General features: G+C 54.8%; 14 protein-coding genes. 6 read left to right on the forward strand and 8 right to left on the reverse strand.

Features of this window, described 5'->3' with window-relative positions:
* The 3 genes from K5905_RS12440 to K5905_RS12450 all read right to left on the reverse strand — a co-directional run.
* Positions 1-806 (reverse strand): PhzF family phenazine biosynthesis protein (locus tag K5905_RS12440; protein ID WP_297584244.1); only part of this gene is annotated, 806 nt, incomplete at its 3' end.
* A 137-nt stretch (positions 807-943) separates the two neighbouring features.
* A complete protein-coding gene (locus K5905_RS12445) occupies positions 944-2095 on the reverse strand; it encodes a GNAT family N-acetyltransferase (RefSeq protein ID WP_297584246.1) in 1152 nt (383 codons plus the stop codon).
* Positions 2096-2265: 170 nt separating this feature from the next.
* Positions 2266-3168 carry a pirin family protein gene (locus tag K5905_RS12450; protein ID WP_297584249.1) on the reverse strand — a complete coding sequence of 301 codons (903 nt, stop codon included), beginning with the start codon at positions 3166-3168 and terminating at the stop codon, positions 2266-2268.
* 248 nt (positions 3169-3416) lie between these two features.
* Between K5905_RS12450 and K5905_RS12455 the strand changes: the two genes are divergently transcribed.
* From K5905_RS12455 to K5905_RS12470, 4 genes are read left to right on the forward strand one after another with little or no spacing between them, the layout of a single operon-like run.
* The gene (locus tag K5905_RS12455; RefSeq protein ID WP_297584251.1) at positions 3417-4352 is read left to right on the forward strand and encodes an ABC transporter ATP-binding protein; all 936 of its coding nucleotides are present in this window, start codon (positions 3417-3419) and stop codon (positions 4350-4352) included.
* Positions 4349-4858, forward strand: a complete 510-nt coding sequence (locus tag K5905_RS12460) for a GNAT family N-acetyltransferase (RefSeq protein WP_297584254.1) — start codon at positions 4349-4351, stop codon at positions 4856-4858. The genes K5905_RS12455 and K5905_RS12460 overlap by 4 nt, the downstream gene beginning before the upstream one ends.
* Positions 4859-5620: an ABC transporter permease gene (locus tag K5905_RS12465; protein ID WP_297584257.1), complete on the forward strand. Its 762-nt coding sequence runs from the start codon at positions 4859-4861 to the stop codon at positions 5618-5620. It begins immediately after the preceding gene.
* 32 nt (positions 5621-5652) lie between these two features.
* On the forward strand, positions 5653-6546 hold the full coding sequence (locus K5905_RS12470) for a D-alanyl-D-alanine carboxypeptidase family protein (RefSeq protein ID WP_297584260.1): 894 nt from the start codon (positions 5653-5655) through the stop codon (positions 6544-6546).
* 50 nt (positions 6547-6596) lie between these two features.
* On the opposite strand, the gene K5905_RS12475 is transcribed toward K5905_RS12470, so the two are convergent.
* The 5 genes from K5905_RS12475 to K5905_RS12495 all read right to left on the reverse strand — a co-directional run bounded on the left by K5905_RS12475 (position 6597) and on the right by K5905_RS12495 (position 11501).
* Complete coding sequence (locus K5905_RS12475) at positions 6597-7754, reverse strand: GGDEF domain-containing protein (protein WP_297584263.1); 1158 nt, start codon at positions 7752-7754, stop codon at positions 6597-6599.
* Between the two features lie 238 nt (positions 7755-7992).
* Positions 7993-9012, reverse strand: a complete 1020-nt coding sequence (gene ilvC, locus K5905_RS12480; protein ID WP_297584266.1) for a ketol-acid reductoisomerase — start codon at positions 9010-9012, stop codon at positions 7993-7995.
* 146 nt (positions 9013-9158) lie between these two features.
* Complete coding sequence (locus tag K5905_RS12485) at positions 9159-9809, reverse strand: TetR/AcrR family transcriptional regulator (RefSeq protein ID WP_297584269.1); 651 nt, start codon at positions 9807-9809, stop codon at positions 9159-9161.
* A 256-nt stretch (positions 9810-10065) separates the two neighbouring features.
* On the reverse strand, positions 10066-10548 hold the full coding sequence (locus tag K5905_RS12490; RefSeq protein WP_297584272.1) for a hypothetical protein: 483 nt from the start codon (positions 10546-10548) through the stop codon (positions 10066-10068).
* 14 nt (positions 10549-10562) lie between these two features.
* Positions 10563-11501, reverse strand: coding sequence for a LysR substrate-binding domain-containing protein (locus tag K5905_RS12495; RefSeq protein WP_297584274.1), 939 nt, complete (start codon positions 11499-11501; stop codon positions 10563-10565).
* A 164-nt stretch (positions 11502-11665) separates the two neighbouring features.
* On the opposite strand from K5905_RS12495, the gene K5905_RS12500 reads away from it, so the two are divergent.
* Both K5905_RS12500 and K5905_RS12505 read left to right on the forward strand, forming a co-directional pair.
* Positions 11666-12796: a TauD/TfdA family dioxygenase gene (locus tag K5905_RS12500; protein WP_297584277.1), complete on the forward strand. Its 1131-nt coding sequence runs from the start codon at positions 11666-11668 to the stop codon at positions 12794-12796.
* Between the two features lie 14 nt (positions 12797-12810).
* Positions 12811-13560, forward strand: coding sequence for a class II aldolase/adducin family protein (locus K5905_RS12505; RefSeq protein WP_297584279.1), 750 nt, complete (start codon positions 12811-12813; stop codon positions 13558-13560).
* Positions 13561-13747: the final 187 nt, after the last annotated feature.

Below are 13747 nucleotides of genomic sequence, written 5' to 3' on the forward strand. Positions count from 1 at the left end.
CGGCCCATTTCGAAACCCTGTTCGATGCGAATGTGGTGGGTTCCGGCGGTCAGACCATCATAGAAATGGACCACTCCGGCAAAAGCCGCTGCGGCGGAACCGGTCGCCGGGTCCTCCGGTATACCCATATCGGGTGCGAACAGACGCGCATGGAATGCGCTGTCGTGGGAGCGGGTTTCCCGGCAATACACATACGCATCGTTATGGTCGTCCTTGCCGAAACCGGCCTTCCACATGGCTGGAACAGGTGTTGCACGAGCTAGTGCATCCAGGTCGCGCACCGGGACGAAATTGAAGGGCGGACCGACCCGGAAACGGGACGGCGCATGATTTTCGAAGCCGATATCGGACGGCTCCAGATCCAGGGCGGCTGCGATCAATTCGACATTGTGGGTTGGTCCGGCCGGTTCAGGCAGGCTTGGGACGTCGAATTCGGCAAAGGCGGCGGCGTTTTCCCGCAGGATTACCGCGCAACGCACCGCTCCGATCTTCTGTTTCAGAACAACGACCGCGTCCTGCTCTCCTGAAATGTCGCCAAAGCGTTCTGTCGCCATCAAGATTGCCGTGCCGACGGTCGGATGTCCGGCAAAGGGCAATTCAAGTTTCGGTGTGAAAATGCGCATGCTGGCGGACTGCCCCGGATTTTCCGGGGGAAAAACGAACACCGTTTCGGACAGATTGAACTCTCCGGCAATCTTTTGCATCTGCTCGTCGCTCAACCCCTCGGAGTCCAGAACCACGGCCAGCGGGTTGCCGGCAAGGCTTTTGTTCGTGAAGACATCCAGGATCGCATAGCGGCGGCTCATATTTTTCTCCCAGGCGAGTCAGTCGGGACGACATTCGAAGTGAGCGGACTTTTGCATTTTAAGGCAAGTCCTGCCAGTGCTTCGTGGCTTTTCATGGTGAACTAAATCTTGTCAGCGAATTGGCAGCATGACACCGCCTATGTCAGCAGATGTCTTCCGATCGCTCGAGCATAGGAAACCATAGCAGGGTCGTTCAGATCCGAAGGTGAACGAATAATACGGATATCCGCCAATTCCTGCTCTTTGCTGGCTTTGGAAAAGCGCATGATTTTGTCCCGCAGCTCGGTTGCGGTTTGATCGGCGTCGAAGATCCGTGAAATTGAAATCCGTGGACCATCGAAGGCAACCAGGAATTCACCAGGATCGAGTGCCGCCATGGTCAGTCCGGTTTCCTCCTCCAGTTCCCGGCTGATCGCACCGGCCACGTCAACTTGTCCGGTCGCCGTCAAGTCCGTCGGATCCAGATTGCCTCCGGGTGGATAGATCTGACCGGCTGTGGCGGTGTGCTCTGACATGACGCCGTAAAGAAGGGCGCCGTCGCTGGAACGAATGATTGCCGAGCCAAACAGATTGTATGCGGAGCTGTCCGGAGCCCCCCAATCTCTCCAGGCGAGGAAGGATGCGTAGGCGCATTCCGCACATGCGCCCATGAAGGATCCGTTTTCAAAGCGGTAGTTCGTCAGTTTCAGGGTGCGACCGTTCCACAGAAGCGCAATGCGTTTTTGCGCCTCCTGGAAATGGGTGGATATCGCGGTTTCGTTTTCTCGCTCGAAGGCCCAGGGTTTGTCTGAAAGTGTGATTTCAATTGACGAAATCGCATGAACGGAGGGCGGCAATATCTTTTCCATCATCGGAATGTCCATGCCTGGCGACATGGCGCTCGGACGTGTTGCGATGGTCTGAAATCCGCGCTTTTCGTAAAAGGGACCTGCATGAGCGTCTGATTCCAGATACAGCCTGAACAGGTCATTCTGACGAGCATGATCCTCGGCTCTTGTCAGAAGCAGATCTCCTATTCCCTGTCTCTGAACTTCCGGGGCGACAAACAGAAAGTCGACGAGCAGGGTGCCTTCGTTCTTCGGCGAAAGGCCGGAAAACCCGATCGGGACACCGTCCTGTTCAGCGACTGTCATGTGGAGAGATTGTATGGTCTTTTCGGTCACGCTCCAATGTTTGCGGTACTCGGCCATCTTGTCGTCGGAATAGTTCCAGGACGCCTTCGAGCGGTGCAGAATGTCGGTCAGGACGGGAGCGTCGGCAGGTGTCGCCGCACGGAGTTTTAAAGGCATGGTTTTCCAATCACTTCGAATACAGATCAGACGTATCCAGTGATTGTGAAGGATGCAAGGCAGAGTGGGGGCCGTCGTAAAACAATAAGTCTGTCAGCATGATGGCAGTCCTGTTGCTGCGTTGAACACAGCAACAGGACTATTCATCCTTCAGCGGCAAGGGCAGTGTTTTAGCGGATGAAGGTTCCGTTCCGCAGCTCGTTGACGGCCTGCACCAGTTCTTCGCGGGTGTTCATAACGATCGGACCGTGCCAGGCGACCGGTTCCTTTAGCGGCGCGCCGGAAACCAGCAGAAATCGAATGCCGTGATCACCGGCCTGCACCACGATTTCATCTCCCGCACCGAAAATGACAAGGGATCGGTTCCCTGTCTGATCGCGAATCTTGAGCTCTTCACCGCTGAATTCCTTTTCGGTCAGAACACCAAAGGGATCGGATGCCCCCTCAAATGTGCCGTCACCTTCAAAGATGTAGGCGAAGGTTTGTTTGTAGGTATCGACCTTGAAACGTTTTTTCCTGCCTGCGGGCACGTGGATGTCCAGATATTGCGGGTCGGCGGCGATTCCGTCCACCGGTCCTCGCTTACCCCAGAATTCGCCGCAGATTACGCGGGCGGAGGTTCCATCGTCGTCGGTTTCAACGGGAATGTCTCTGGCTGCGACGTCCTGATACCGTGGTTTCGTCATTTTCAATGAAGAGGGAAGGTTGGCCCATAACTGGAATCCATGCATGCGACCGGTTTCGTCGCCCCTCGGCATTTCCTGGTGCATGATGCCACGACCGGCGGTCATCCATTGCACGTCACCCGCGCCTAGGTCGCCCTTGTTGCCAAGGCTGTCACCGTGTTCAACATTTCCGGCGAGCACATAAGTGATCGTTTCGATACCGCGGTGCGGGTGCCAGGGAAAGCCTGCCATATAGTCCTCGGGCCGGTCGTTTCGGAAATCGTCCAGCAGCAGAAACGGGTCGAGCATTTCAGGATCCTGAAAGCCGAAAACGCGCTCCAATTTGACACCCGCTCCTTCAAGAGTGGTTTGTGTTGTGCCGATATGGGTAACCGGACGAATGGACATTTTGCTTTCCTTTCAACAAATCTGCCTTTGTCGGAAAATAGAGATTTGACGCCGAAAGCCCATAGAAATGACAGCAGACGCAGTGTTTCTGCCTGATAAACAATAAGCTTCGAGTGCCGATATCCCAACGCCTGATGTCGGCCGGAGACGGGACTTGCATCTTGCGGCCTGTCTGCCCACATGCGACTGTGACCCGTCTATTTGGCCGTTTGGTCAAATCATCATGATTTTGAACCGGTTGGAACTTCATGGCTCCGATATTGTCCGTCAGAGACCTGGAAAAAACCTATGAAGGTGGTTTCCAGGCCCTCAAGTCCGTGTCCCTGGATATTCAGGAAGGTGAGGTTTTTGCCTTGCTGGGTCCGAACGGGGCCGGCAAAACCACGTTGATCAGTACGATCTGCGGACTGGTTCGACCGACATCCGGCAGTATTTATGTCGGTGGACATGATGCTTTGAAGGAATACCGGGCCGCACGGCAACTGATCGGTCTCGTTCCGCAGGAAATGCCGACTGCCCCCTTTGAAATCGTAGGCGATACCGTTGCCCTCAGTCGGGGGCTCTTCGGTTTACGGCCTGATCCAGCGCGCGTGGAAAGCATCCTCAAGGATCTGACCCTTTGGGAAAAACGCAGCAACCCGATCATGGCACTCTCCGGTGGCATGAAACGCAGATTACTGGTTGCCAAGGCACTCGCCCACGAGCCGAAGATCCTGTTTCTGGATGAGCCGACCGCCGGTGTCGACGTTGAGCTTCGTCATGATATGTGGCGCATTGTCGGTGAATTGAAAGACCGGGGCGTCACCATCATTCTGACAACCCACTATATTGAAGAAGCCGAGGAAATGGCTGACCGGGTCGGTGTCATCAACAAGGGTGAGATCATCCTTGTTGAAGAAAAGGCGGAACTGATGCGCAAGCTGGGGCGCAAGTTGCTGACGCTCAGCCTTACTGAACCAATAAGCGCGATCCCTGGTGGGCTTTCTGGTTATCAACTTACTCTCGAAAATGACGGCACCTGTCTCACCTATACCTATGACACGCACGCGGAACGCACCGGCATCACCTCTCTTCTGACCGATCTCTCCAAGGAGGGGGTCCGGTTTCACGATTTGCAGACGGATCAGTCATCTTTGGAAGACATTTTCGTCGGTCTGGTCAGACAGGAGCAGGAGACGTCATGAGCGACGATTTCACCATTCGGAAAGCAAAACTGACCGACAAGGACAGTCTGACGGACCTGAGCATGCGCTCAAAGCAGTCCAATGGCTATGATGATGCGTTTATGGCGCAATGCGTGGAAGAGCTACGTGTCCGCGCAAGTTGGATCGAAGATCATGATTTCTGGGTTGCGGAAGCGCAGGACGGCAAACTCGTCGGCTGTATTCGTCTGTCGATGGAGCCAGCAATGCGATCAGGTGAGCTTGAAACCTGCTTCGTCGATCCGGACTGGAAAGGCAAAGGTGTCGGACGGCAATTGTTCGACCGGTTGTTTGCCAGGGCAGTGTCCGGTGGTTTGAGCAGGGTTGGTGTGGATTCCGACCCGGAAGCGGAACCTTTCTATGCCCGTATGGGCTTTCGAACGATTGGCCGGTCTCCTTCGGGGTCCATTCCCGGTCGAACGTTGCCGAGAATGGAGTTGATCCTGGCAAGGGATATCGAGGAAAAACCAAACGGGGCTGGTGACTAAATGAATTTTGAGGCGGTCAAATCCATCTATATCTCGGAAATGGCGCGAACCAGGCGGACAATCATGCAAAGCGTGATTTCGCCAGTGATTTCGACGGTGCTCTATTTCGTGGTTTTTGGCGCGGCAATCGGGTCGCGGATTACCGAAGTGGATGGGGTCAGCTATGGTGCGTTTATCGTTCCCGGACTGATCATGCTGTCGCTGATGACGCAAAGTCTTTCGAATGCGTCTTTCGGCATCTATTTTCCACGTTTCACCGGCACCATCTTTGAGGTGCTTTCAGCGCCGGTTTCCTTTTTCGAAATTACGGTTGCCTATGTCGGGGCTGCAGCAACAAAATCAATCCTGGTCGGGTTGATCATTTTGATCACAGCCAATTTCTTCGTTGATATCGAAATTCAGCACCCCTTCTGGATGGCGGCATTTTTCATCCTGACAGCAGTCACTTTTGCATTGCTCGGATTTATCATTGGCATCTGGGCGGACAATTTCGAGAAGCTGCAATTTGTGCCATTGTTAATTGTCACGCCTCTGGCTTTTCTGGGCGGCAGCTTTTATTCCATCAACATGTTGCCGGAAATCTGGCAGAAAGTAACTCTGATCAACCCGGTTGTTTATCTGATCTCAGGTTTTCGCTGGAGTTTTTACGGTCAGGCGGATGTCAGCCTGTGGTTGTCGCTCTTTGCGACGATGCTCTTTCTGGGAGGCTCGCTGGCCATAGTGCATTGGATTTTCAAAACCGGGTACCGCTTGAAGCCCTAAAGGCGGGTCTGGTCAAAAGCGTGAGATTTGTAATGCGTTCGAGCGCCGTATTTAAAAGGCTTTCCACTCTTCTTCTTGCCGTGTTTCTCGCCGCCTGTCAGACCGCACAGGCGCCGACATCTACCGCTCCGTCTGTCGCGGCGACACCGGCAAGTGTTCAAAGCACGTCCATTCCGGTTGTCAGCTACGCGCCAGCGACCGGTATTGAACGTGGCTTTTCAGCGCTTGTTCTGGACGCGTCCACTGGCGAAGAGCTCTACGCGGTTGATCCAGACTCGCCGCGATTTCCCGCCTCGCTGACCAAGATGATGACGCTCTACCTGTTGTTTGATGAGGTTTCGAGCGGACGGCTTTCGCTGTCGTCTCCTTTGAAAGTGTCCGCAAATGCGGCCTCGCAGCCACCGGCCAAACTCGGTCTGAAGGCCGGATCGACGATCACGGTTCAACAGGCGGCACGGGCACTGGCGGTCAAGTCAGCCAACGATGTTGGCATCGTTGTCGCGGAGAATATTGCCGGCAGCGAAGCTGCGTTTGCACGGCAAATGACACAACAGGCGCGTGCATTGGGTTTGAGAAAAACAAGGTTCGTGAACGCGACCGGTCTACCGGACCCAGCCCAGGTGACAACTGCTCGCGACATGGCCAAACTCGGCCTCGCCCTGAAGCGGCGCTTTCCGCAATATGCCAGTTACTACCGGGCGAAGTCCTTCTCCTATAACGGCAGGACGTTTCGGGCGACCAATAACCTGCTGGGCAAGGTGCCCGGCGTGGACGGATTGAAGACCGGTTACATCCGCATGTCGGGTTATAATCTCGTCGCAACCGCACGGCGCGGTGGCAAACAGTTGATTGTTGTCGTCATTGGCGGAAAAAGCGAAGCGGCGCGAGACCGGGAAGTCACGCGCCTGATCGAAGCTCATTTCTAGCTCTGAGGTTCTTGCCGGATATCTGACACGAACTGTTGGACAGCGCCGCATCAGGTCCTTTGAGCAATGGGCTCAGCGAAGGTAATGCGATTGCGCCCGCCATTCTTGGACTTGTAAAGACTGATGTCGACGGCCTGCAGGAGGTCAGTGGTCAGGAGTTGATTGCCGTCGCCGTGATAGATGCCGGCAGATGCGGTGATGTTGAATTCCTTCGGGGCGAATTCAAAGCGGAGTTCGGATATTCTCTCACGCAGACGATCCGCGACCCTGAAGGCATTTTCCCGGGAAATTCCCGGCAGCAACACGGCGAATTCCTCACCGCCAAGCCGAGCGAAACAATCATCCTGGCGCAAATGCGATTTGACTGTATTACACACTTCCACGAGGGCTTCGTCGCCTGCCAGGTGACCGAATAGATCGTTCACCTTCTTAAAGTGATCAAGGTCGAAATGCACGAGGCCGAATGTGTCATTTGGCGTGCCCTGGAGCAAGCCTTCCAGCCGGTGTTGGAATTCCCTGCGATTGAAAGCCCCCGTCAGTGGGTCTCTTCGTGCTGCTTCGCGGTGTTTATAGGCGACTTGTTCAAAGGAAACGGCAAGCGAGAACGCTCCGGTCAGGCTTACGAAGATGAGCGCGCTCATCAGGTGGATGTCCTGGATCATGTCGTTCATCATGCCGGGGCCGGTCGGTCCTCCGAGAGCCAGACCGTGCACGGTTCTGAGCGCGCCTTCCGCAGCAAGGAAGAAAAAAGCCAGGATCAGCCCAATTGCCGAAATGAGACCTCTGAACTTCCTTGAGGTATAGGCGCTGATTGTCGCGATGCACAGCATGGTGAAGATCACGTTCGCGGCCGTGTAGGCAAGTCCGAATTTGGAGACATAGTAGGCGACCACAGCGACAAGAAGATAAGCGGATGCTGGAGCCAGGACATTGCTTATTTTGCTGGGCAAATCGGCGAGTTGCCGAGCTGCATGCCAGTGAAACCCGAAGCCGAGCAGCAACAATGTATTCGGTACAAGATAGGCAGCAAATGCAGGCAGATTCTGCTCCTGCCAGAAGCACAGGAGAGCAGCTGCGAGCAAAATATTGGCAGCCGACCAACTGCGCCAATGGCCGTGGGGTTCGACACGGAAGGACATTGCAAGAAATGATATGGCAAATACCGACAGGACAAGGATGTTTGCCGAAAACAGCGTTGTAAGATCCATACTGACGACCCCCGCGAACATTTTTGCCAAGTGACGCTTTGTTGCCGTGAGAATATAAAAACAGGTCTTGTGATCCCGTTAGGGAATAAAACCAGAATTGTATAAAAATGTAGCTTGTTTCGCCGGGATCAATCTGGCTTGAGGGAACGGCCAAACTGGTCGACACCGGTCGCAATTGCGAAGAAAAAAGCCGGATGTTTCCATCCGGCTTTCTCTTTTCCAGAATGTTTGACCAGTCTTAGTTCTTGGTCTTGTCGACCAGAGCGTTGGACTTGATCCACGGCATCATGCCGCGCAGCTTTTCGCCGACTTCCTCGATCTGGTGCGCGTCGTTCAGGCGGCGGGTTGCCTTGAACTTGGCGGCACCTGCGCGGTATTCCTGCATCCAGTCGGAAGTGAACTTGCCGTTCTGGATTTCAGTCAGGACACGCTTCATTTCTGCCTTGGTTTCCGGCGTCACGATGCGTGGGCCAGTGACATACTCGCCCCACTCAGCAGTGTTGGAGATGGAGTAGTTCATGTTGGCGATGCCGCCTTCGTAGATCAGGTCCACGATCAGCTTAACTTCGTGCAGACACTCGAAATAGGCCATTTCCGGCGCATAACCAGCTTCCACCAGGGTTTCGAAGCCGGCACGGATCAGCTCGACCAGGCCACCGCACAGAACAGCCTGTTCGCCGAAGAGGTCGGTCTCGCACTCTTCCTTGAAAGTGGTCTCGATGATGCCGGAGCGACCGCCGCCAACACCGCAGGCGTAGGACAGGCCAAGGTCGTGGGCATTGCCGGACGCGTCGTGATGAACGGCGATCAGGCACGGCACGCCGCCGCCCTTCTGGTATTCACCGCGTACGGTATGGCCCGGGCCCTTCGGTGCGACCATCAGAACGTCGACAGTGGACTTCGGCTCGATCAGGCCAAAATGAACATTCAGGCCGTGAGCAAAGGCAATCGCGGCACCATCACGGATGTTGCCGGCAATGTGGTCCTTGTAGATGTCGGCCTGCAGTTCGTCCGGGGTTGCCATCATCATCAGGTCAGCCCAGCCGGCAGCTTCCGCCACGGTCATGACCTTGAAGCCGTCGGCTTCTGCCTTCAAGGCAGTTGTGGATCCTTCGCGCAGGGCAACAGCCAGTTCGGTGCAGCCACTGTCTTTCAGGTTCATGGCATGGGCGCGGCCCTGCGAGCCGTAGCCGATGACGGCAACTTTTTTGGACTTGATCAGGTTGAGATCAGCGTCACGATCGTAATAAACGCGCATGGGTTCCTTTCTCCCGTTTGCATTCCGTTGTTCTTGTAATAAAGCCGGGCTTTTTGCCGGTCTTCGTTGTTTCTGGTGTTCCCTAGAGCGACCAAGGTTCTGTTGAACGCAATAAGTTGATCTTGGGTCACCAGGTGTTCTGAAAATCAGGCTCCAAACAGCTGGTAAAAACGCTCAACAGCCGTTTCGGCCTGCGAATTCAGGTCCTGCTCGGCAGCATTTGCCGCATCGCCGAGAAGGAGACGGATATGAACGTCGCGGATCGCCAGGCCGTAGAGCACTTGATAGGCGTCCTCCGCGTCGTCGAATTTCAACAAACCGTGGCGGCGGCCGCTTTCCAGCATGGTGCGAGCACGCGCGGAGATCATGTTCTTGCCGCGAACCAGCAGTAATTGACCGAGTCTGTTGGAATTGGTGTTGGATTGACCGATTGAAAGGCGGTTCAGCGCGAGCGAACTTTCAGAAAAGAGCACTCCAAGCAATGCCTCGACAAAGGCCGTGACATGGGCGCGGAACGTCTCTGCGTCGGCGGTCGCACCTGCTTCAGACGGAAATTGCACCTGGCTCGCCTGATAGGCGACAACCGCGGCCAAGAGGCCATCCCGGTCGCCAAACCATTTGTAGAGGCTTTCCTTGGAGCAGCTTGCTGTTCGGGCAAGACCGGCTGTTGTCAGCGCTTTTTCGCCGCCTTCGACAAGAAGCGTCAGCGCATGCTGCAACACCACCTGCTGGCGCGGCGAAAACTCAGGCGCGGCGTCCGGGCGGGAAGTGGCGATGTCAAAAGCAGTTGCGGGCATTTTTCTTGATCGGTCTGTTTGCGAGCAAAGCGGAGTTCATTCGATTGGTGAACCGTACCGTACGGTTCGGGCGGTGTTATGACACTGGCGGATGGAGAGGTCAAGGGGAAATAAAATAGCAGACGGAAGTAAGCATGCTGCACGGGAGCACGCAAAATTCTGTTTTCGTATTGGATTGACGTTTGAAGTGACGCTTCACTGTCGAAGTGTAGAAGTCAGGTATGAGAGATCGGAGGACAGACCCTTGCACAAGTGATCAGATTGCTGCTGACACCGATGCCATACCTAACAAGAAGCCACCGAGAAACCATTTGGTTTTCGACCGTCTGGGAAAAGTAAAAACTGTGTAACTCGCAACCCCAATGAAAATCAGGTAGAGAACAATCGCAATGGCAGCCAAACCTAGCATGGCCAGCGGTGCAGCCCCACCTTCTGCCACAGCGCGGTCAAAGTTGGCATTCGCGAAAAGAATGCAAAACTGGGCGATTGCTCCTGAGAACCAACCTAAAATGCCGCTCGCTGGGCCCTGAAAACCGCTCTGGCCAGACTTTGCAACTTGCTCGGAATTTTGATGGAGATGATTTCTAATCTGGGCCGGTGTTTGCATATTGGCCTGACTTCTAACCGGCTGCTGAGCAGAAACGCTCTGTACTCCTCGTCTTCCAAAGCCTTTGTGAGCCAACTCGTATTCCTTTACTCTGAATATCGTATAAATTTCATTTTTCCAGGTAACATCCATAGGTTAAGCTGACTCTAAGACATTGTGGTATTTTGAAGAAAATTGTCTGGGCCCTTTGCGTTGCGTGCCGCTGTCTTCTTCATCCAGTCAATGACCACTTGAGTCGCCTCCGGGTTTCGACTGCGATGAGAAAGGGTTGTGTAAAAACCGCTTTTCGGATGCATGGGAGGAAGGCCGACCGGAACCAGTAGCCCCTTGTCGACATGATCGCCATTGGTGGAACGCCAGCCGAGCATGATGCCGTGTCCGGAGAGCGCTGCTTGCGCCGCCTGAACATAGTTTGAGAACCTCAGACCCTTGGCGGACCCGGTCGGCTTCTGGCCGGTTCGGGCAAAGTACTCGGGCCAGGCGATCCAGTTGGGATCCGGGAAGTCCACGTGGATCAGATAGGCCGAGGCAAGGTTCCGGCCTTCCTTGGCAAGTCGCTCAGCCAAGGCCGGTGACCAGACAGGTTCAATGACTTCATCAAACAAGTGCTCCACATCGCCGTCTTTCCAGCGGCCATCTCCGAACCGCATGGCGATGTCTGTGCCTGGGCTCATGCGCGATACCTCCAGCGGTGTGGTCTGGACATTCACAACGATATCGGGGTGATCGAGATAAAACGCCTCCAGCCGGGGCATCAACCAATAAGTGGCAAAGCCGACAGTGCAGGCAACAGTGATGGCCGAGCCGGCATTGCTTGTCAGGGCCTGAATGTCGCTCAGGGCGTGGTCAAGGCGTTCCCGGTTTTCTACAACCGCTTTCAGCAGGACCTCACCGGCCTCGGTCAGTTTTGCGGGGCGCGTCGTACGATCGAACAATGCTGCTCCGATATGATCTTCCAGTTGCCGTAGCGCCTGACTGACCGCCGACAGCGAAACGTTGAGCTCACCTGAAGCCAGTTTGGGACTTCCGGCCCTTTGGACAGTTTCAAAGACGTTTAACAACCGGAGAGGTGGCAGGCGACGCATGGTGCTTAACTTTAGACTTTGATTAAGTTAACTTACGTTTTTATCGGCTTTTCAAATCAGAAGCACAAGAGCATTTTTCCAAAAACGAAGCTATGAAAAGAGCTTGAGGCGGAAAACGCCTTTGGTTGCTGCAGCCAATCAGGTTAAGTTATCTGGAGAGAAAAATGCTCGGAACTGGTGAAGCCGGTGTGTTGCTTGGCGAGACTGGCCTGGATGTCCCGCTTGGCAATGGTGAAACGGTTTATTTCAACTACTATTGGCTGAGAGACAATTGTCCGTCTTCATTTGATAGCGAGACGCGTGAACGGGTCTATGACATTTTCGCTGAAGCGGAAGCGCCAAGAGCGACTTCCGCGCTGATAGCTGCCGATCACCTGGAGGTTACGTGGGCCGGATCTGGTCATGTCACGCGCATACCGCTGCAAATGTTGAACTGCTATGCAACCGGCAGCAAGCGTCCCGACACTGCCAACCTGTCTCGCAAAGCCTGGTACGCAGATCACTACAAAAACATCGGTCGCTTTTCTTATGAAGGTCTGACGACGGACAAAGCCCATATCAAGAAATGGGTCGAAACAATGCTAACGGCCGGTGTTGCACTCCTGACGGGGCTGCCGGATACCGATGACGCGCTTCTCGACACCGCTAATCTGATCGGCCATATCCGCCCAAGCTATTTCGGACGGGTCTTCGAGGTCAAAACGCACATCAAGCCAACCAACCTGGCCTTCACCTCCAAGGCGCTGGAGCTTCACACCGACCTGCCATCGGAGGATACGGCACCGGGTGTTCAGTTTCTGCATTGCCGGGCAAATTCGGTCGATGGCGGCAACAGTCTCTTCGTCGACGGCCTGGCGGTGGCCGAAGACTTCCGGAAATCTCATCCGCAGGAGTTCGAGCTGCTGGTGAGCACCGATATACCCTATTATTGCGAACACGACACGTTCGATATGCGCGCCCGCCAGCGTGTGATCGAACTGGACGAATACGGCAACATTTCAGGTGTCACCATCAGCCAGCATCAGGCTGATATTTTCGATCTGCCGCAAAGGGAACTGGACCTCTACTATCCAGCTTTCTGCCGCTTCGGGCGTCTGATGCAGCACGAAAAGTATCTGATGAAGTTCCGATTGAACGCCGGAGAATGCATTGTCTTTGACAATCACCGGATTGTGCACGGCCGAGCTGCCTATTCCGCGACAAGTGGTGACCGGCATTTGCGGGGCTGCTATATCGATCGGGGGGAGATGCGATCGACCTACCGGGTTCTTTCCGGGGAAGGCCGGTTCAAGTGACCAGGGAAGCCGTCATGGCGCTGACAGAAGTGCAATCACAAAGCGAACAGGAACTGCGGCAGGACCTTGCCGCCGCATTTCGACTTGCGGTTAAATTCGGATGGCATGAATCCGTTGGCAATCACTTCAGTGCGGCTGTCTCTGACGACGGGTCCAAATTTCTGATGAACCCGAAGTGGCGGCACTTTTCCGAAATAAAGGCCAGCGAGCTGTTGCTGCTTGATGCCAATGACGAGACGGTTATGGAGCGAGATGATGCTCCCGACCCCTCCGCTTGGTGCATTCACGGCACGGTTCACCGCAGCAATCCGGCGGCAAGGATCCTGTTTCACTGCCATCCACCCAATGCCACCACTCTTGCAACGCTGCAGGACCCGGCTTTGAAACCGATCGATCTGAATACGGCGCGGTTCTTTGGCAAAGTTGCCATCGATCTCGGATTTGGCGGCATGGCCGACGAGGTAGAAGAAGGGCGGCGGATTGCCGAGACGCTTGGCAACAAACCAGTTCTGGTAATGGGAAATCACGGCGTTTCCGTTTCTGCGGCATCCGTCGCGGAAGCTTTCGAGCACTTGTATTTTTTCGAGCGAGCTGCCGAGACCCTTCTGAAGGCCTATGCGACCGGTCAGCCTCTCGCAATCATGTCCGACAATCTTGCGGCAAAAACGGCTGCGGAATGGGAGCCCTATGTCGGTATGGGATACGCCCATTTTGACTATCTGAAGCGGGAGCTCAACAGGACACAGCCAGACTATCGGGTCTAGAAGGCGCACTATGGTTGTATTGTCGATTGGATGAGAGACAAGCGAAGAGTGTATCCAGCACGTCGTGTAGCCGGTGCTTTTGAATGGGTTTTCCGCTCAGGTGATGACTGGATCCCTGCCTTCGCAGGAATGACAAGTTTTGCCGATGCCTTCGTCACCCCGAGCGCAGTGCTAGGGGAGATACGGG

Origin of the sequence: Roseibium sp. (genome assembly GCF_025698965.1) — a bacterium.
Lineage (GTDB): Bacteria > Pseudomonadota > Alphaproteobacteria > Rhizobiales > Stappiaceae > Roseibium.